The organism is Clostridium sp. CTA-6 (genome assembly GCF_054768115.1).
This window is the reverse complement of record NZ_BAAAAU010000013.1, coordinates 1-19,381: the sequence shown is the minus strand read 5'-3', so window position 1 is coordinate 19,381 and position 19,381 is coordinate 1. Positions and strand designations below refer to the sequence as shown.

Annotated in this window: 20 protein-coding genes; 16 read left to right on the top strand and 4 right to left on the bottom strand. The window is 27.1% G+C overall.

The window, feature by feature from the left end; genetic code table 11:
• Positions 1-52: 52 nt before the first annotated feature.
• Positions 53-808, bottom strand: coding sequence for a glycerophosphodiester phosphodiesterase (locus tag ACYUDJ_RS18445; protein WP_003483409.1), 756 nt, complete (start codon positions 806-808; stop codon positions 53-55).
• Between the two features lie 129 nt (positions 809-937).
• On the opposite strand from ACYUDJ_RS18445, the gene ACYUDJ_RS18440 reads away from it, so the two are divergent.
• From ACYUDJ_RS18440 to ACYUDJ_RS18370, 15 genes are all read left to right on the top strand, one after another.
• Positions 938-1,303, top strand: coding sequence for a hypothetical protein (locus ACYUDJ_RS18440; RefSeq protein ID WP_003483411.1), 366 nt, complete (start codon positions 938-940; stop codon positions 1,301-1,303).
• A 12-nt stretch (positions 1,304-1,315) separates the two neighbouring features.
• Complete coding sequence (locus ACYUDJ_RS18435; protein WP_080333658.1) at positions 1,316-1,810, top strand: metallophosphoesterase family protein; 495 nt, start codon at positions 1,316-1,318, stop codon at positions 1,808-1,810.
• Positions 1,811-2,017: 207 nt separating this feature from the next.
• Positions 2,018-2,779, top strand: a complete 762-nt coding sequence (gene lgt, locus ACYUDJ_RS18430) for a prolipoprotein diacylglyceryl transferase (protein ID WP_003483414.1) — start codon at positions 2,018-2,020, stop codon at positions 2,777-2,779.
• 138 nt (positions 2,780-2,917) lie between these two features.
• A complete protein-coding gene (locus ACYUDJ_RS18425) occupies positions 2,918-3,070 on the top strand; it encodes a small, acid-soluble spore protein, alpha/beta type (RefSeq protein ID WP_003483417.1) in 153 nt (50 codons plus the stop codon).
• A gap of 67 nt (positions 3,071-3,137) precedes the next feature.
• On the top strand, positions 3,138-4,034 hold the full coding sequence (locus ACYUDJ_RS18420; RefSeq protein WP_003483419.1) for an HD domain-containing protein: 897 nt from the start codon (positions 3,138-3,140) through the stop codon (positions 4,032-4,034).
• Positions 4,035-4,281: 247 nt separating this feature from the next.
• Positions 4,282-5,574 (top strand): NCS2 family permease, encoded by a 1,293-nt coding sequence (locus tag ACYUDJ_RS18415; RefSeq protein WP_003483421.1) that lies wholly within the window; start codon positions 4,282-4,284, stop codon positions 5,572-5,574.
• A gap of 268 nt (positions 5,575-5,842) precedes the next feature.
• Positions 5,843-6,940, top strand: coding sequence for a GIY-YIG nuclease family protein (locus ACYUDJ_RS18410; protein ID WP_003483424.1), 1,098 nt, complete (start codon positions 5,843-5,845; stop codon positions 6,938-6,940).
• Positions 6,941-6,983: 43 nt separating this feature from the next.
• Positions 6,984-7,202 carry a hypothetical protein gene (locus ACYUDJ_RS18405; RefSeq protein WP_003483426.1) on the top strand — a complete coding sequence of 73 codons (219 nt, stop codon included), beginning with the start codon at positions 6,984-6,986 and terminating at the stop codon, positions 7,200-7,202.
• 417 nt (positions 7,203-7,619) lie between these two features.
• Complete coding sequence (locus tag ACYUDJ_RS18400) at positions 7,620-8,402, top strand: short-chain-enoyl-CoA hydratase (protein ID WP_003483427.1); 783 nt, start codon at positions 7,620-7,622, stop codon at positions 8,400-8,402.
• Between the two features lie 19 nt (positions 8,403-8,421).
• Entirely contained in the window at positions 8,422-9,252 is an 831-nt protein-coding gene (locus ACYUDJ_RS18395) for a 3-hydroxybutyryl-CoA dehydrogenase (protein WP_003483429.1), read from the top strand.
• Positions 9,253-9,276: 24 nt separating this feature from the next.
• Positions 9,277-10,455: an acetyl-CoA C-acetyltransferase gene (locus tag ACYUDJ_RS18390; RefSeq protein ID WP_003483430.1), complete on the top strand. Its 1,179-nt coding sequence runs from the start codon at positions 9,277-9,279 to the stop codon at positions 10,453-10,455.
• Positions 10,456-10,648: 193 nt separating this feature from the next.
• Positions 10,649-11,788: an acyl-CoA dehydrogenase gene (locus ACYUDJ_RS18385; protein ID WP_043032537.1), complete on the top strand. Its 1,140-nt coding sequence runs from the start codon at positions 10,649-10,651 to the stop codon at positions 11,786-11,788.
• A gap of 11 nt (positions 11,789-11,799) precedes the next feature.
• Positions 11,800-12,579, top strand: a complete 780-nt coding sequence (locus ACYUDJ_RS18380) for an electron transfer flavoprotein subunit beta/FixA family protein (protein WP_003483434.1) — start codon at positions 11,800-11,802, stop codon at positions 12,577-12,579.
• Between the two features lie 15 nt (positions 12,580-12,594).
• The gene (locus ACYUDJ_RS18375; RefSeq protein WP_003483436.1) at positions 12,595-13,599 is read left to right on the top strand and encodes an electron transfer flavoprotein subunit alpha/FixB family protein; all 1,005 of its coding nucleotides are present in this window, start codon (positions 12,595-12,597) and stop codon (positions 13,597-13,599) included.
• Between the two features lie 360 nt (positions 13,600-13,959).
• The gene (locus ACYUDJ_RS18370; protein ID WP_003483438.1) at positions 13,960-15,585 is read left to right on the top strand and encodes a sigma-54 interaction domain-containing protein; all 1,626 of its coding nucleotides are present in this window, start codon (positions 13,960-13,962) and stop codon (positions 15,583-15,585) included.
• An 84-nt stretch (positions 15,586-15,669) separates the two neighbouring features.
• Here the strand turns inward: ACYUDJ_RS18370 and ACYUDJ_RS18365 are convergent, their stop codons facing one another.
• From ACYUDJ_RS18365 to ACYUDJ_RS18355, 3 genes are read right to left on the bottom strand one after another with little or no spacing between them, the layout of a single operon-like run.
• Positions 15,670-16,644, bottom strand: a complete 975-nt coding sequence (locus ACYUDJ_RS18365; RefSeq protein ID WP_042384265.1) for an acyl-CoA dehydratase activase — start codon at positions 16,642-16,644, stop codon at positions 15,670-15,672.
• A complete protein-coding gene (locus ACYUDJ_RS18360; protein ID WP_042384268.1) occupies positions 16,625-17,722 on the bottom strand; it encodes a 2-hydroxyglutaryl-CoA dehydratase in 1,098 nt (365 codons plus the stop codon). The genes ACYUDJ_RS18365 and ACYUDJ_RS18360 overlap by 20 nt, the downstream gene beginning before the upstream one ends.
• A 2-nt stretch (positions 17,723-17,724) precedes the next feature.
• A complete protein-coding gene (locus tag ACYUDJ_RS18355; protein WP_003483443.1) occupies positions 17,725-18,618 on the bottom strand; it encodes an acyl-CoA dehydratase activase-related protein in 894 nt (297 codons plus the stop codon).
• 242 nt (positions 18,619-18,860) lie between these two features.
• Between ACYUDJ_RS18355 and ACYUDJ_RS18350 the strand changes: the two genes are divergently transcribed.
• A complete protein-coding gene (locus tag ACYUDJ_RS18350; protein WP_042384271.1) occupies positions 18,861-19,055 on the top strand; it encodes a ferredoxin in 195 nt (64 codons plus the stop codon).
• Positions 19,056-19,381: the final 326 nt, after the last annotated feature.

Here is a 19,381-nt window from a genome sequence, read left to right as displayed (position 1 = left end):
TCGGGTTTTACATGAATCAGATTTATTAAAGAAAGACCTTTTTATCTAATTTTTACTTAAATTTTATAAAGTTAAAGGGATTATATTTAAATAAGTTTAATAATTGTGGTTTATTAGTTATAATGCCATCAACTTTATGTTCAATCATGTATGCCATATCATCCTTTCTATCTACTGTGAAAGTTAGTATTTTTAAATTATTCTTTTTTAAAGTATCAATATTATTTTGTGAAAGTAGTTTAATATAATTTACATCCATGCATAGATAATCTATTTTTAATTTTTTTTTCATGTCTAAAGGGTTAGTTTGAAGGAAGAAAACTAAAAGACCTGTTTTAATATCCTTGCAAATTTCTTTGCATTTTAAAACCGACATTGGATTAAAAGATGTTATTATAGTTTTTTTCTCATAGTTATAATTTTGTATCATAGTTATCACATTTTTCTCTATTTCAGGTTCCCATTGCTTAATTTCTACATCAAGTAAAATGTTAGAAGGAACTATTAAATCTAATGCTTCTTTAAGAGTAGGGATTTTAGAGTATTTAAATTTATTACTAAAATGGCTTCCAGCATCTAATTTCTTTATTTCATTAAGAGTTAAATTTCTAACGGATCCAGTACCATTAGTAGTCCTATCTAAAAATTCATCATGTATAACTATTAATTGATTGTCTCTTGTCATATGAACATCTAGTTCTATTCCATCACATTTCAGCTCTATAGCCTTCTTAAAGCTTTCTAAGGTGTTTTCTGGAGCTAAAGAACTAGCACCCCGATGAGCTATGTTAAGTGGAAAAATTTTCATTATTACCTCTCTTTCTTATCTTTCTATAATATTATTAATATATTATATGATTAACATCATTTTTATGATTAATTATTTGTACATTAAAGTTTGATAACTCATATTATAGAATTACAAAGGGGGGATATAATGACTTTTAAAAATAAATTTTCTAAAATAAAAGACAATATTCAAAAGGAAGGATATAACTTAAAAGAAAAATCAGAGAATGTATATGAGGCTTCTAAAATAACATTTAAAATAAAGTCTTTACAGGAAGAGATAGATTATTATTATAAAAAAATAGGACGAAAAGTATATAAAAAATATAACAAGGGCAATAATGTAGAGGAAGATTATAAAAAGTATTGTAAGTCTATACAAAAAATAAAAAAAGAAGTAAAAGAATTAGAAGAAAAAAAATTAAAATATAGTGAAAAGAAGTTATGTAAGCATTGCGGAAAGGAAATTTATTTGTATTCTGATTTTTGTAACCATTGTGGTAAAGAGCAGTAGGAAGGTGATATTATCAAAATAGGTGTTATATCAGATACTCATATGGATAAGCATACTAGCAAAATAGAAAAACTTATAGATAAATCTTTGAAAGATGTAGATTTAATAATTCATTTAGGAGATTTTACTTCCCCAAGGGTTTTAGAAAAAATAAAGAAAAAGAAAAAAGTAATAGGAGTTTGGGGAAATAATGATAGAAGTGGATTAAGGCAAGAACTAAAGGAGAAAGAAATTGTTACTTTAAATGGATATAAAATAGGCTTGTTTCATGGTCATGGAACAGAAAAAAATACATTAGATAGGGTGTATAATATTTTTAAAAATGACAATGTGGATATTATATTATTTGGGCATAGTCATCAACCTATGATAAAAACTAAAAATAAAACTCTTATTATAAATCCAGGATCACCAAGTAAAAAAATAAGAGAAAGATGGTTTTCTTATGTAGTTTTAACTCTAAAAAAAGATAAAATAGAAGCTAAAGTTTGTTTTTATAATAAGTAAGTAAAATATTATAACATTTCCTTGGAAATAATTAAATATTTGTAGTATTTTATAAAAATTTTAAAAAGGATAATAAGGTTAGAGTTTAATAAATATTAATTTTATGATTAAAATTAATATTTATTAAATTTTAATCATAAAATTTTTATTCATATGGTATTTATAGTATAATTACCATATAAAATATATAGAATAAAGGTGATATAAATGAATCCAATAGCATTTTATGTAGGAAATTTAGCAATTAGATGGTATGGTGTAATAATATCTATAGGAGCAGCTTTAGGGTTATTATTAGCTGAGTATAGTTGTAAAGTAAGAGAAGCAAGTTACGATGAATTTATAAATATGTTTTTAATAGCTTTTCCATCAGCAATTATAGGGGCTAGACTATATTATGTTATTTTTGAGTTTGAAGATTATAAAGATAACTTAATTAATATTTTTAATACAAGACAGGGTGGTTTAGCAATTCATGGAGGAATAATTTTTGGAGTATTGGCAGTATATATATACCTAAAATACAGAAAAGAAAGTTTCTTTAAATATGTAGATGTGGCTGCCCCTTCTATAATACTAGGTCAAGCTATTGGAAGGTGGGGAAATTTTTTTAATTCAGAAGCTCATGGAGGACCTGTTACAAAAGAATTTATAAGTAAATTTCCCCAGTTTATACAAAAAGGAATGTTTATTGAGGGGACTTACTATCATCCAACATTTTTGTATGAATCAATTTGGAACTTTATAGTATGCATTTTTCTTATTTATCTTTTAAAAAAGACAAGAAAGAAAGGTATAGTTTTTATGGCTTACATAGGATTATATTCTTTAGGAAGATTTTTTATAGAGGGGTTAAGAACAGATAGTTTATATTTGGGATCTATAAGAGTAGCACAATTGATGAGTATAGCAGGTATAATTTTGTCTATATTTTTTATATACAATATTATGAAAAAAGAAGAGAAATAATGATAAATTAGTAGTTTTGAATGATATAATTTAAAATAAACCTTATTTAAAATTTATTTTGTTATACTTCTAATATATTTACTAATAGTGGTTAAAATAAACATATAAAAACTATTATTATATGGGAGGTATAATAATATGGCACATAAGAATAATAAAAATAGTAAAAATAATAAAAAAGTAGGACAAAAGACTAAAAAGGAATTAGCTAAAATGAAAATAGAAACCTCAAATGAGCTGGGAGTTTCTAATGAATCTAAAAAATTAGGGAAGAATAAAAAAAGTAAATAAGATAAAAATAAAGGTGATTTTATATTACCTTTATTTTTTTACAAAATATAAAAGGAGAGCTGAAACAATGAAAAAAATATACATAAAAGAAGTAAAGCCCGGTGAAAAAATAAATTCTCAATTTATGATACTAAAAAAAATATATAAAGATGGAGATAGCATTATAGCTTACATAGGAGATAAAACTGGAGATATTAAAGTTAAAATTTTAGATAAGAAAGCTGTTCTAGATGCAGGAGATGTTATAGAATGCAATTTTACATTTTCTAATAACAGTGAGATATTAAATTTTAAAAAAATGGAAAAATTTTTATTGGAAGACTTTTTACCTACTGTAGATAGATCTATAGAAGAAATAATGAATGAAATAGAAGAAATATCAAAAGATGAATTTAAGAGCAAGGAGTGTATAGAACTAAATAATTATTTTTTTAAAGATCAAGAATTTTTGGAGAAATTTAAAAGAGGAATAGGTGGAGTAAGTCAACATCATAATTATATAGGTGGATTAGCAGAACATACATTGAATGTAATGTATTTAGCTAAAATGTTATGTTATAGATATAATGTTAGGAATAAAGAATTAGCTATATTAGCAGCTAAACTCCATGATATAGGGAAAACAGAGGAACTAAGCACTAGTGGTCCTTTTACTTATACATTAAAAGGAGAAATGGAAGGACATATAGTTATAGGGGTAGAAATGCTTGAAAGAGCATTTAATTATAATGTAGAAGCATATAGTGAAGATTTCAAACAAAGAGTAAAAGCCTGTATAATTCAGCATCATGGAAAAGTAGAATATGGTTCTCCAAGATCACCCAAATTAGAAGAAAGTTATGTTGTTCATTATGCAGATTATATAGATGCTAATATGAATAAAATTGCTATAGTAAAAAAGGATGTAGAGGAAAATACTTGGAGTCAATATGACAGAAGAATTGAAGGAAAGATATATGTGTAATATATTAAAAATATAGTAATATTCAATATACAATATACAAAGATATCTAATATTTCATATTTTTTTGCTGTTGATAGGATTGTTTTATCAACAGCTTTTATTTTTTCAAATTTAAATAATATTCATTTATGTAAAAATAATAACAAAGAAAACACTGCTAATGTTCGTATTTTTCATTGACTTTGAAATAAGTATTTGATACTATTTATTAGTGTCAAAAAAAGAAGAAAAATAGAAGGTGAACTATATGGAAAACTATTTTAAGTTAAAAGAAAATGATACAACTTTTAAAACTGAAATATTGGCAGGTATAACTACTTTTATGACTATGGCTTATATTTTAGTAGTAAATCCAGGGATTTTATCTCAGGCAGGTATGGACTTTGGAGCAGTGTTTACAGCTACTGCTTTATCAGCAGCTTTGGCTACAATGTTAACAGGTTTATACGCCAAATTACCTTTTGCTCAAGCCCCTGGAATGGGATTGAATGCATTTTTCGCTTTTACCATAGTTAAACAAATGGGATATTCTTGGGAATTTGCTTTAACAGCAGTGTTTTTAGAAGGAATAATATTTATATTATTAACAGCATTTAATGTTCGTGAGGCTATAGTAAATTCAATACCAAATAATATAAAGAAATCTATATCTGTTGGTATAGGATTGTTGATAGCTTTTATAGGGTTAGATAATGCTCATGTAGTAATTCATCCTAAAGATGGAGGAACTATAGTAGCTTTGGGGAATATAACCAGTGGAGATGCATTATTAGCTATTATAGGTATATTAATAACTGGGATTTTGTTAGCTAAAAATATAAGAGGAGCTCTCTTAATAGGTATAGTTATTACTACATTAATAGGGATACCTATGGGTATAACTAAAGTTCCCACAAGTTTTTTTAGTATGCCACCAAGTTTAAGTCCAATATTTTTAAAGTTTGAATGGCATAATATATTTACTCCTAATATGTTTATTGCGTTGTTTACATTATTATTCATGGATATGTTTGATACAGTAGGAACATTAGTAGGGGTAGCTACTAAAGCAAAAATGTTAGATGAAAATGGTAATGTGCCAAGAGTTAAAGAAGCTCTATTTTGTGATGCTATAGGAACTACCTTAGGAGCTTGTTTAGGCACAAGTACCGTTAGTACTTTTGTAGAGAGTGCATCTGGAGTAGCAGAGGGTGGAAGAACAGGATTAACAGCAGTATCTACAGCAACTATGTTCTTAATAGCACTATTTATATCACCACTATTTATAATGATACCAGCACCAGCTACAGCTCCATCATTAATATTAGTTGGATTATTTATGATGTCTCCTATAAAAGAAATAGAGTTAGAAGATTTTACAGAAGCTATTCCAGCCTTTCTAACTATAATAATGATGCCATTATCTTATAGTATATCAGATGGTATAGTTTTTGGTGTAGTTTCTTATATAGTAATAAAAACATTAACTGGAAAAGTTAAGGATGTAAGCTTAACTACATTCATAGTAGGAGCATTATTTGTACTAAAATTCTTTATATAAATTCTTATACTAATTAGTAATTGACATTTTAATAAAGAGCTATTAATTTATAAATTATAAAATGTATTTTTTAGAGTAGACAATTAAAAAATCTACCCCGTAGAGTACATTTTAAATTGAACTTAAATTAATAGCTTTTTATTATTGAAAAAATTACGATAAATATATGATTATATTATCTTGGTTAGATAGTTGCAGATTAAAAAAATTGTATTTACATGTAGTTATATATTATAATATTAATTAATTTATATATGGAGTTGGTATATTGAATTTAAAAGATAAAGCTAAATTATTGCCACAGTCACCGGGAATATATATTATGAGAGATTCTTTAAGTAATATAATATATGTTGGTAAATCTAAAAATTTAAGAAAAAGAGTATACAGTTATTTTATAAAATCAAATAATATTACTTCTAAAGTTGAAAAATTAGTAAAAAATATTAAAGATTTTCAATATATATGTACTGATACAGAATTAGAAGCTTTATTACTAGAATGTACTTTTATAAAACATATAAAACCTCAATATAACAGATTGATGAAAAATCATGAAAGATATGTTTATATACAAATAAATATTGAAGACAAATATCCTATAATTAAAGTAGTTTCAGAAATAATAGATGATGATTTATTATATTATGGACCTTTTATAAGCTATAATAGAATTTTAAAATTTATAGAGGGTTTAAATGAAATTTTACCTTTAATAAAATGCAATAATTATCTAAAGCATAAATCAACTTGTATAAACTATGCTATAGGAAAATGTGAAGGACCTTGTATTGAAAGTATAAGTTCTAAACAATATAAAAAATACGTAGACAAAGTTATAAGTTTTTTTCAGGGAGAAAAAGATTTAATTATTTTATTAGAAAAAGCTATGATAGAGCATTCTCAAACTCTAGAGTTTGAAAAAGCTAAAATATTTAAAGAGTATATAGATGTATTTAGTAGTGTGTTTCAGGAATATAAACATATCATTCCATTAAATAATTATAATAAATTTATTATAATTGATGCTACAAGAAAGAATATATTTAAAGTGATTTTTATAAATAATCATAATATAGAGTACATTGATACTATAACTATAGATAATATATCTAAAGAAAATTTAGAAGAATATTTTAAGAATATATATTTAGGATTTTATTTAATAAATTATAATAATAAATCAAAAAATATTGTAAACAAAGAATTTATAGATTATGTGCATATAATATTTTCATATATAAATATGAAAAAGGAAGATATAGTATACAGTAATATAGAACAAGATGATAATGTTTGTGATTTAGGAGAAAAATCCTTAAAATGGTCTAATTATATGATTGATAAATTAAATAAATTTATATAAAATATTATTAATAAAATATAAAATAGGATTAGGGGAGAAGAAGATGCCAATAGTTATAAGTAAAGAAAAAGATGATGACGATAGGCTCTATGTAACTTTTAATTATACTCATAATAGGGTAGAGAGAATAAAGAAAATAGAAGGGCACAAGTGGAATGCTATAAAAAAACATTGGAGTATTCCTAATAACAGAGAAACAATTGATAAAATAGTTTTAACTTTTTATGATGAAGAAGTGATGTTAGACGCATCTTTAATATAAAAATTTTTAAAATAACTTAGAATAAATATATTTATTCTAAGTTATTTTTTTATAGAAAAATAATTGTATAATAAATAAATTTATTGTGATTTTTATAGTAATAACTTAGTTATTTTTTTGTTATTCAATAAAACAGTATATGTAAAAAAGATAAACATGTAATAAATATATACAAAGGCTTATTCAATGGCTGTATATCAAGATATATATATAATTATATCAGTAAAACTAAAGAAGTGTATACATTGTATACAACTTAAAACATGAAAATTAAAGATTTTATAGATAAATTTTTATCATAAATATATTGGAAAATAGGCTATCATTGTTAAAATAATAGCTATCGATTCTGAATAAAAAATAAATTCCATATGCTGGCACGAAAGTTGCTTCTTATAAAAATAAGGGGGTGGTTAAGTGGAAAGTAAAAATATCTTATTAGATAAAAAAAATCATATTGCTATTTTAAGTTTAAATAGAGAATCTGTACTTAATGCTTTAAACACTCAGGTATTAAAAGAAATTAATACAATTTTAGATGATATAGAAAATGATGAAGATATTTATGTAGTTATAGTAACTGGAAAAGGAAAGGCCTTTATAGCTGGAGCTGATATCTCAGAAATGAAAGATAAAACTCCTAAGGAAGGAAGAATATTTGGAGAATTAGGACAGAACATATGTAGAAAAATAGAAACCATGGAAAAGCCAACTATAGCGGCCGTAAATGGATATGCTTTAGGCGGTGGATGTGAATTAGCAATGAGTTGCGACATAAGAATAGCTTCAGAAAAAGCTAAATTCGGTCAACCAGAAGTAGGTTTGGGAATAACTCCAGGATTCGGGGGAACACAAAGGCTTTCACGCTTAGTAGGGTTAAGTAAGGCAAAGGAATTGATACTTACCACAGATATTATAAAATCTGAGGAAGCATTAAATATAGGGCTTGTTAATAAAGTAGTACCAGCAGAAAGCTTATTAGAAGAAGCAATAACGTTGGCAGAAAAAATAGCATTTAAACCTCAATCTGCCATAAGATATGCTAAATCAGCAATAAATAGGGGTTATGAAACAGATATTGAAACAGGAATGGTAATTGAGAAAGATGTATTTGGTTTATGTTTTGCAACAGAAGACCAAAAAGAAGGAATGGAAGCTTTTTTAGAAAAAAGAAAACCAAATTTTATTAATAAATATTAAATTTTAAGGGGGTATAAAAATGAAAGTATTTATTTTAGGCGGAGGAACAATGGGAGCGGGCATCGTTGAAGTTTTTGCTAAAGCTGGCCATGAAGTTGTTTTAAAAAGATTCGTTGGTAGGGGAATGGATAAAATAATAAAAAGCTTTGATAAGCAAGTTAAAAAAGGAAAAATGACAGAAGAAGAAAAAAATGATTGCATCAAGAGAATAACAGTTACAACAGATATGGATTTAGCTAAAGATGCTGATCTAGTTGTTGAAGCATCTAAAGAAGATATGGAAATGAAAAAAGATATATTTAGTCAATTAGATAAGATTTGCAAACCAGAAGCTATATTTGCAACAAATACATCTTCTTTATCAATAACAACAATTGCTAGTAGTACAAATAGACCAGATAAAGTAATAGGAATGCATTTCTTTAATCCAGCTCCTGTAATGAAATTAATAGAAGTAATAAAAGGAATAGCAACTTCAGAAGAAACTAAAAACACTGTAATTGAAATATCAAAGAAATTAGGAAAGGAACCAGTAGAAGTAGAGGAGGCACCAGGATTTGTAGTTAATAGAATGCTTATACCTATGATAAATGAAGCTATTGGTATATATGCAGAAGGAATTGCTACTGTTGAGGATATAGATTTAGCTATGAAATTAGGAGCTAATCATCCTATTGGACCATTAGCTTTAGCAGATTTAATTGGTAATGATGTATGTTTAGCAATAATGGATGTATTACACTCTGAATTTGGAGATTCAAAATATAGACCTCATCCATTACTAATAAAAATGGTTAGAGGAAATTTATTAGGAAGAAAAACAGGAAAAGGATTTTATGAATATAAATAATAATTAAATTTGGGGGTATGGAAAATGAAAAATGTTGTTATTGCTAGTGCTGTAAGAACACCTATAGGAAAATTTGGAGGAACATTAAAAAGTGTTTCAGCTATAGAATTAGGAAGTATTGTTATTAAAGAAGCTTTAAAAAGAGCTAATGTAAAACCAGAAGATGTTGATGAGGTTATAATGGGTAATGTACTTCAAGCAGGTCTTGGTCAAAACTCAACAAGACAATCTGCAGTAGCAGCAGGTATACCAGTAGAAGTACCAAGCTTTACAATAAATAAGGTTTGTGGTTCAGGACTTAGAGCAGTAAGTTTAGCAACTCAATTAATAAAACTCGGAGATGACGATATAGTAGTAGCAGGTGGTACAGAAAATATGTCTGCAGCTCCATATCTTTTAGAAAAAGCAAGATGGGGACAGAGAATGGGCGATGGAAAAATTGTAGACGAGATGATAAGAGATGGACTATGGGAATCTTTTAATGACTATCATATGGGAATTACAGCTGAAAATATAGCAGAGCAATGGGGAATAACAAGAGAAGAGCAAGACGAATTTTCAGCTAAATCACAACAAAAAGCAGAGAAAGCTGTAAAAGAAGGAAGATTTAAAGAGGAAATAGTACCAGTAGTTATTAAAAGTAGAAAAGGCGAAATAGTATTTGATACTGATGAATTTCCTAGATTTGGTGCTACTAAAGAGAGCCTTTCTAAATTAAAACCAGCTTTCAAAAAAGATGGAACAGTTACAGCTGGTAATGCTTCAGGTATAAATGATGGAGCAGCTGCTTTAGTTATCATGAGTGAAGAAAAGGCAAATGAATTAGGAATTAAACCTTTAGCTAAAATAGTTGCTTATGGTACAAGTGGAGTAGATCCAAAGATAATGGGGTATGGACCATTTTATGCAACTAAAAAAACTTTAGAAAAAGCGAACCTAAAAATAGCAGATATGGATTTAATAGAAGCAAATGAAGCTTTTGCAGCTCAAAGTTTAGCAGTAGCTAAAGATCTAGGTTTTGATATGGATAAAGTAAATGTAAATGGTGGAGCTATAGCTTTAGGACATCCAATTGGATGCTCAGGGGCTAGAATATTAACTACTTTATTATATGAAATGGAAAAAAGAGATTCAAAACATGGCTTAGCTACCTTATGTATAGGCGGTGGAATGGGAACAGCTATTATTGTTGAAAGATATTAATATATTTTTATTAAAGATATATAATTACTAGCTTAATAATATAATACAATTTATAAGATAACATTAACATTGCATCATTAAAATAGATTTATTTTAATGATGCAATTAAATATAATACAAATTTTTTATTATGATTTTAATATTAAAGCTTTATAGCTAAAATAAAGTTTCAGAAATAATAGGGGGATTAAATATGGAATTTGGTTTATCACAAGAACAAAAGCTTGTTAAGCAGATGCTAATGGAATTTGTAGAAAATGAAGTGGAACCAATAGCTGCTGATATAGATAAAACAGAGAGATATCCAATTGAAACAGTAGAAAAAATGGCTAAATATGGAATGATGGGAATGCCATTTCCAAAGGAATATGGAGGAGCTGGCACTGATTATTTAAGCTATGTTATAGCAGTAGAAGAACTTGCAAAAGAATGTGCAACTACATCTGTTATTTTATCAGCACATACATCTTTATGTTGCGCTCCAATATTTGAATTTGGGACAGAAGAGCAAAAGAAAAAATATTTACCAGATCTTTTAAGCGGTGAAAAAATAGGTGCTTTTGGTTTAACAGAACCTAATGCTGGTACAGATGCATCTGCTCAACAAAGTGTAGCTGTTTTAGAAGGAGATCATTATATATTAAATGGATCAAAAATATTTATAACTAATGGTGGAGCAGCAGATACATTTGTAATATTTGCTATGACAGATAGAAGTAAGGGTGTTAAAGGAATTTCTGCATTTATATTAGAAAAAGAAATGTCTGGATTTAGCATTGGTAAGACAGAAGATAAAATGGGAATAAGAGCATCATCGACTACTGAACTTATATTTGAAGATGTAAAAGTTCCGAAAGAAAATTTACTTGGTAAAGAAGGAAAAGGATTTGGTATAGCCATGAAAACTTTAGATGGCGGAAGAATTGGAATAGCAGCTCAAGCATTAGGAATAGCAGAAGGAGCTTTAGATCACGCTGTTGCATATATGAAAGAAAGAAAACAATTCGGTAAAAATCTTACTAAATTTCAAGGCTTACAATGGTATATAGCAGATATGAAAGTGAGAGTAGAAGCTGCTAAATATCTTGTTTACAAATCAGCATGGAAAAAATCTACAGGAGAAAATTACACAATGGATGCAGCTGAGGCTAAACTGTATGCAGCTGAAACAGCTATGTATGTAACAAATAAATCTCTACAAGTATTGGGTGGATATGGATACACTAAAGATTATCCATTAGAAAGAATGTTAAGAGATGCTAGAATAACTGAAATATATGAAGGAACTTCAGAAGTACAAAAAATGGTTATAGCTAATAACTTATTACACTAGGAGGAGTTTATATGAATATAGTTGTTTGTTTGAAACAAGTACCAGATACAAATGAAGTTAAGATAGATCCCATAAAAGGAACTTTAATAAGAGAAGGGGTTCCATCTATTATAAATCCCGATGATAAAAATGCTTTAGAGGAAGCTTTAATATTAAAAGAAAATAATGGTGCAAGAGTTACTGTAATAAGTATGGGACCACCACAAGCTAAAGATGCATTGAGAGAAGCTTTAGCTATGGGAGCTGATGAGGCAATACTTATATCAGATAGAGCTTTTGCAGGAGCGGATACATTAGCAACATCCTATGCGCTAGCAACTGCTGCAGAAAAATTAGATTACGATATAATATTTGCAGGAAGACAAGCTATAGATGGAGATACAGCGCAAGTAGGACCAGAAATGGCTGAACATCTAAATATACCTCAAGTTACTTATGTAGAAAAAGTAGAAGTACATGATGATGAATTAGAGGTTAAAAAATCATTGGAAGATGGATATGAAATAGTATCTGTAAAAATGCCAGTACTTCTAACTGCTATAAAAGATTTAAATACTCCACGATATATGCATATGGCTAAAATATTCGAATGCTTTAATAAAGAAATAAAAGTATGGAATGCAGAGGATATTGAAGCTGACAAATCACTATTAGGGCTTTCAGGTTCACCAACTAAAGTAAAAAAATCTGTTACAAAGGAAACAAAAAGAGAAGGTGTTTTAATAAATAAGCCTTTTAAAGAAGCAGCACAATATGCAGTAGAAAAATTAAAAGAAAAACACTATATTTAGGTTGGGGGAGATATGATGAATTTATCAGATTTTAAAGGCATATGGATTTTTGCAGAGCAGAGGGAAGGAAAGCTTCAAAAAGTAGCTTTAGAGTTAATAGGTCAAGGTAAAGAGTTATCTAAAAAATTAGGAGTAGAATTGACTGCTGTTTTATTAGGTTATGATATTGATGATATACCAAGGCAGTTAATAAGTTATGGTGCAGATAAGGTATTGTATGTAAATAATCCTTTATTAAAAAATTATAATACAGATGGATATACAAAAGTTATATATGATTTAATACAAGAAAGAAAACCTGAAATATTATTAGTCGGAGCTACTTATATAGGAAGAGATTTAGCACCTAGAATTTCATCAAGATTAGGGACAGGACTTACAGCGGATTGTACAGGATTGGATATAGATAATAATACAAGGAATCTTTTAATGACAAGACCTGCTTTTGGTGGTAATTTAATGGCTACAATAATTTGTGACAGCAATAGACCTCAAATGTCTACAGTAAGACCAGGCGTTTTTCAAAAGTTAGAAAAAGATGCTAATAGAGATGGAAGTATTGAAAATATAAAAGTAAATTTAAAAGAATCAGATATAAAAATAAAAATAAAAGAAATTGTTAAATTAGCAAAAGAGATAGAAGATATAAGTGAAGCAAAAATATTGGTTTCAGGTGGAAGAGGACTTGGAAGCCCAGAAGGATTTAAATTATTAAGAGAATTGGCTGATTTAATGGGAGGAGCTATATCAGGTTCTCGTGCAGTTGTAGATAGTGGATGGATAGATAAAGCTTATCAGGTTGGACAAACAGGAAAAACAGTTAGACCTAATTTATATATAGCTTGTGGAATATCAGGAGCTATTCAGCATCTAGCAGGAATGCAAGACAGTGACTATATTATAGCTATAAATAAAGACGAATCAGCACCAATAATGCAAGTAGCAGATTTATCTATAGTAGGAGATTACAAAAAAATATTACCTTCTATGATAGATGAAATAAAAAAGATTAATAATTAGATAAAATAGTAATGGTTACTTTTAAATTTGATTATAAAATATATTATAATCATATAAAAAAAGAATGTGAAATATAAATAATATATCACATTCTTTTTTTATTCCCATGCTATATTATATATAAATACATAATTTTTTTTAGAGAGAATGTTTTTGTAATTATTAGTGTTAAGGTAAATATGGTATTTAAGAAAATCAATTAATTTTTTAGACTTATTTAATTATAAAGTTATATAATTTAAATATAGATCAAGACATTTTTTTAACAATGTAAAGATATGTATTATAAAAGAATATTTGTCAAATATTGCATCAAGGTATATAATGAAGTTATAGGTAATTACTTAGGGGGTATATTCTATGTTTATGGAAGAAGACTTTAAAATTATAAGTGAAAATATTAACAAGGGTACAATTAATATCAATAATAAAAATAATGTACTATCTGATAAATATTTATTAAAAAATAAAAGTAATAATAGGCATGTGGATATATTAAAAAATAAAGAAACCCATAAAAAGATTAATAAAAATTCTAAGGTAGAAAGTAAAATAAGTATAAATGAATCAGAATGTGCAACTACGTTAGATTATAAACTATACAGCGAAATGAAAAAAGATATAAAATATTATAAATCAGTTTTAGATGTTGTTAATAAAGTACTATATACAATAAACGAATGTATAGTAGTTGTGGACGAAAATGGAATAATTATAATGATGAGTGAATGCTATAAAAAGTTTATTAATTGCAAAGATCCAGAGGGGAAATATGTGGGGGATGTTATAAAGGATACTATGTTACATAGAGTTTTAAAAACAGGGAACATAGAAAGTGGAGAAGTACAAAAAATTAATGGCAAACAAGTAATTACTATGAGGATACCATTGAAAAAAGAAGATAGAATTATTGGAGCGATAGGGAAAATAATGTTTAAAGATGTGAATGATTTTTATTTTTTATATGGAAAGTTAAATAAGTCAAAAAATACACATAAATGTTACGATAATAAATTAGAAAAAAATAGACGAGCTAAATATTTTTTTAAGGATATTGTTGGGGATTCTTCTGAAAGTAATAATATTAAAAGTTTAGCTAAGAAATCTGCAAATACAAATTCGAATGTTTTAATAGTAGGAGAAAGTGGAACAGGTAAAGAATTATATGCTCATTCAATTCATAATGCTAGTAATAGAAGATTAGGGCCTTTTATAAAAATTAACTGTGGGGCTATACCAGCTGAATTGTTAGAGTCTGAATTATTTGGATATGAAGATGGTGCTTTTACAGGAGCTAAAAAAGGGGGAAAAAAAGGAAAATTTGAGTTGGCAAATGGAGGTACTATATTTTTAGATGAAATTGGTGATATGCCAATGTGTATGCAAGTTAAGCTTCTAAGAGTCATTCAAGAAAGAGAAGTAGAAAAAGTGGGGGGCAATATACTAAAGAAAATTGATGTTAGGATAATTGCAGCTACAAATAAAAATCTTGAAAAGTTAGTCGAAAAAAATAAATTTAGAGAGGATTTATATTATAGACTTAATGTTATAAGGATTAATGTTCCATCACTAAGAGAAAGAAAAGAAGATATATTATTAATATCAGATTTTTTAGTAAAAAAAGTATCTGATAGATTAGGCATATGTATAAAAGGAATATCTAAAGAAGCTAAAGAATATTTATGTAATTATAATTGGCCAGGAAATATTAGGGAGCTTGAGAATGTAATAGAACGATCTGCAAATTTATTAGACTCAGATTTAGTTATAAAGCCAAAACATTTACCAAAAGAAATATTAAAAGGCTATATTGTAAAAGCTTCCACTAAAGAAAATAAATATTTAAAAGACATAATTTCGGAAGTAGAAAAAGAAGTTATTTGTAACTGTTTAGAAAAAAATAATGGAAATAAAAATAAAACCTCTAAGATATTAGGAATAAGTAGAGCAAATTTGTATAAAAAAATATCAGAATATAATATATAATCAGAATATAATATATAGTCTGATGCAATGTAAAACAACAGAGTTATTATTTTTATAATACTCTGTTGTTTTATATTAGATTTTTTAGGAAGATGTTTTTCTATATTCTAAGGTATTACTCCATTTACCACACCTATCACCAAAAGAACCTAATGTAATATTATTGTCCAATATTTTTACTACTTCACAAGTATTAGCACAGCCATTACATTCAAAAGTTTTAGAGATAAAATTTTTATTATATATGTCAAACCCTCTAAAATTTGTAGTAGAATTTGATTTTTCTAAATTATTTTTGGCTATTAAAGCTACTCCTATAGATCCCATTATTTTATGATGTTTAGGTACAATTATTTCATATCCTAGAGCTCTTTCAAAAGAATCTTTAATTCCTTTGTTAGAAGCTACACCACCTTGAAAAAATATTTTAGGAAGAATTTCTTTGCCTTTGCCAACATTATTTAAATAATTTCTAACTAATGCATCACAAAGGCCTCTTATTATGCTTTCTTGACTGCAACCTAATTGCTGTTTATGTATCATATCTGATTCAGCAAAAACGGCACATCTTCCAGCAATTCTTACAGAAGAAGTTGCTTTTAAAGAGTAATCACCTAAGTCTTCTATGGGTATCCCTAATCTTTCTGCTTGTCTGTCTAAAAAGGAGCCTGTTCCAGCGGCACATACCGTATTCATAGCGAAATCTGTAACTATCCCATTTCTTAGAAGTATTATTTTAGAATCTTGACCACCTATCTCTATTATTGTTTTAACATTCTTATCTAAATTTAAGGAAGCTATAGCATGAGCAGTTATTTCATTTTTTACTGCATCAGCACCTATTAAATAAGAACCTATAATCCTTCCACTACCAGTAGTACCTACAGCACCTATTTGTTTACTATCATATTTATTACTTAATTTTTTTAATCCTTCTTGTATAGTTTTTATAGGATTTCCTCTGGTTCTTAAGTACAGAGCATCAATAACATTTGAATTTTCATCAATAATTACAATATCTGTACTTACAGAACCTATATCAACTCCCATATAGTACATTTTCTTCTCTCCTTTCTAATAAATCTATAAAGGCTTCTATACGAGTTGAATAGCCTGCTTCTCCTGTCATCTCATCTACCACAAGAGACATAATAGGAAAATTTTCATTTTTAGATATAGTAGGGAGTATGGATTTAGAAACAATTTCTGGCATGCATCCTAAAGGAAAAATTTGAATAGCTCCATGAAATCCATTTTTTTTAGCAAGAACAGCTTCACCAATACATTCTCTTCCATAACCACCTATACCTAATGATAAATATTTCTTAGAAGCTTTTTTTAATGAAAGACAATCTAAATTAAGAGGGGATAAAGCGGTATTTTTTACCCACCAACTAGGATATAAAATTTTAGAAGTACAAATACCATAATCCATTAATTTATCTTCAATATAAAGATTTGAAAAAGGTTCAATTATGGTATAAATTTCTCCTATTATAGCTATTTTCAATGGATTTTTTGATTTATCAATGGGTACTTCTTTTAATTTTTTATGATGATGTTTCACTAAGCTAATCATTTCTTTAGCAGTTTTACAATTTAAAATCTGATTTTTACAATCCCAAAGAATTTTTTTTGAGTCTCCATTATTTATTTCATAACCAGCTTTTATTTTTGCCTTTTTATCTAAAGAATCCATTAAGTTTATTATTTTTAAACCATATATTAATGAAGAAAATTTTTTCGTAGAACTTACGTTACTGTGAATTGCTATTTTGTTTATTCTCGTTAAAAATTCATCTTTACCTATATCTTTAGGAGAATCTATTACTATAAAATCCAAATCATAACCTAATTTTTTTAATGTGTTCATTTGAAGTTCACAGTATTCTCCAAACCTACAAGGACCACAACTACCTGCTATTACAATAGTATCAGCACCTTCTTCTATACTTTGAATATAGTTTCCAATCATTATTTTAAAGGGAAGACATATTTCATCTGGAGAATAAAGAGAACCTATTTCTAAAGCTTTTTTATTACTAGCTTTAGGAATTATATATTTAATTCCTAAAGTATCAAAAATTGCTTTAGCTGCGTAGCAACTATTACCTAGGTGTGGAAACGTAACTTTCAATATTAAATACACTTCCTTTCTAACATATCTGTAAAGGCCTCAATTCTAGTATGAAATCCTGCTTGGCCTGTTTGTTCATCTATCTTTAGAATTAATATAGGAAAATCCCTTAATTTATCTTTTATGAGATCTATTATTATAGAATCTATTCCACAACCGAAAGAGGATATATATATTATGCCATCTACCTTATGTTCACTACCCAAATAAGCTGCAGCTCCATAAGAATTTTTAGCGAAACTCCAAAAGGGATTTTTAAATAATTCCTTTACGTATTTGTTTTTATCATCTTCACTTACAAATTCTTCAGTTATTATACCTATATTTAAATTTTTAAGAATATTTACTATATTCATATTTACGTAATTATCATAAACATTATAAGGATGACCTAATAGTGCTATATTTAAATTAGATGATAATATGTTTATACCTGTATCATAGTTTTCTTGATTTTTTATAGCTATATTATAAGATCTAAATATTTTAGGAATATTTTTAGTTATATTTAGACCAGCCTTTAAAGCCCAATTTTTAAGGCTATATTTTGAATGATAGTAAATAGGATAAGTAATGGTTTTAGGCATATTAGGTATATTATTTATAACCATTTCTGGTAATCCACAAAACTTAGGGCATATATATTTGTTTTTTTCTATTTGCATTATTCTAGGAAGTAATATAATATCGCATTTATCTTTAATGGATGATACATGTCCATGAAAAATTTTTATAGGGAGACAAGCTTCATCCACAGAAAGTTTTACTCCATTATTTAATATATTTTTATTAGTATTTGAAGAAGTTATAATTTCGGCACCTAATTCTTCAAAAAAACTATGAAAAAAAATATTATATTTACAATAAAGTAATCCTCTTGGTATTCCTACTTTCATAAATCCTACTCCTTTAATTCATAATTCTTTTTAAATTATTGACAAATATATATTAACTATTCATATATAAAGTAATAATATTTTTTCATTTGCAGAGAATATATATAAGCCTTTATTAAAAATGTAATAATGAGAAGTATTTAAAAAAATATAAATAATAAAAGGTGATTATTTAGTATTGTTAATTATAAATTTTGAAAGGTAGGTGAAAAATCGTAGTTTTTATTTAAGCTACGATGATTATGAAAGCTTATGTAGATAAAGATACTTGTGTTGGATGTGGGTTATGTCCTAGTATATGCAGTGAAGTATTTGCAATGCAGGATGATGGAAAAGCTCATGTTATAGTAGAAAATGAGAATGTCCCTGAAGAATTGACACATTTAGCTCAAGAGGCTAGAGATTCTTGTCCTGTAGCAGCTATAGAAGTTGAATAATAAAACGAGTTTAGTTTTAAGAGACTTTTTTGTCGTATACCACTTATAAGTGGATGGTATAAAAATTTATTTAGAAATAAAAATGTGAATTTTATAAAATAATAAGAAAGATTAATATATAGTGTATAAGTAAAATTTAAAAATGAACACCTATTAATAGGTGTTCATCCTAAAAATCTATTTAACTAATGCTTTAGCTATATTTGTAATAAAGTCTTGAGCATTTGTAACTAGAGTTTTAACTTCTAGAGTACCTCTATCTGATAGTTTATTAACAGAGAATTCTTGTATATCTATAGAATAGATATATACAGGTCTAACAACAC

What these genes read in the sequence shown, in the direction of transcription:
- ACYUDJ_RS18380 (WP_003483434.1), top strand. Translation starts at nt 11,800, where the DNA reads ATGAATATAGTTGTTTGTTTGAAACAAGTACCAGATACAAATGAAGTT.
- ACYUDJ_RS18385 (WP_043032537.1), top strand. Translation starts at nt 10,649, where the DNA reads ATGGAATTTGGTTTATCACAAGAACAAAAGCTTGTTAAGCAGATGCTA.
- ACYUDJ_RS18440 (WP_003483411.1), top strand. Translation starts at nt 938, where the DNA reads ATGACTTTTAAAAATAAATTTTCTAAAATAAAAGACAATATTCAAAAG.
- ACYUDJ_RS18350 (WP_042384271.1), top strand. Translation starts at nt 18,861, where the DNA reads ATGAAAGCTTATGTAGATAAAGATACTTGTGTTGGATGTGGGTTATGT.
- ACYUDJ_RS18405 (WP_003483426.1), top strand. Translation starts at nt 6,984, where the DNA reads ATGCCAATAGTTATAAGTAAAGAAAAAGATGATGACGATAGGCTCTAT.
- ACYUDJ_RS18355 (WP_003483443.1), bottom strand. Translation starts at nt 18,618, where the DNA reads ATGAAAGTAGGAATACCAAGAGGATTACTTTATTGTAAATATAATATT.
- ACYUDJ_RS18375 (WP_003483436.1), top strand. Translation starts at nt 12,595, where the DNA reads ATGAATTTATCAGATTTTAAAGGCATATGGATTTTTGCAGAGCAGAGG.
- ACYUDJ_RS18445 (WP_003483409.1), bottom strand. Translation starts at nt 808, where the DNA reads ATGAAAATTTTTCCACTTAACATAGCTCATCGGGGTGCTAGTTCTTTA.
- ACYUDJ_RS18425 (WP_003483417.1), top strand. Translation starts at nt 2,918, where the DNA reads ATGGCACATAAGAATAATAAAAATAGTAAAAATAATAAAAAAGTAGGA.
- ACYUDJ_RS18395 (WP_003483429.1), top strand. Translation starts at nt 8,422, where the DNA reads ATGAAAGTATTTATTTTAGGCGGAGGAACAATGGGAGCGGGCATCGTT.
- ACYUDJ_RS18365 (WP_042384265.1), bottom strand. Translation starts at nt 16,644, where the DNA reads ATGTACTATATGGGAGTTGATATAGGTTCTGTAAGTACAGATATTGTA.
- ACYUDJ_RS18370 (WP_003483438.1), top strand. Translation starts at nt 13,960, where the DNA reads ATGTTTATGGAAGAAGACTTTAAAATTATAAGTGAAAATATTAACAAG.
- ACYUDJ_RS18415 (WP_003483421.1), top strand. Translation starts at nt 4,282, where the DNA reads ATGGAAAACTATTTTAAGTTAAAAGAAAATGATACAACTTTTAAAACT.
- ACYUDJ_RS18420 (WP_003483419.1), top strand. Translation starts at nt 3,138, where the DNA reads ATGAAAAAAATATACATAAAAGAAGTAAAGCCCGGTGAAAAAATAAAT.
- lgt (WP_003483414.1), top strand. Translation starts at nt 2,018, where the DNA reads ATGAATCCAATAGCATTTTATGTAGGAAATTTAGCAATTAGATGGTAT.
- ACYUDJ_RS18390 (WP_003483430.1), top strand. Translation starts at nt 9,277, where the DNA reads ATGAAAAATGTTGTTATTGCTAGTGCTGTAAGAACACCTATAGGAAAA.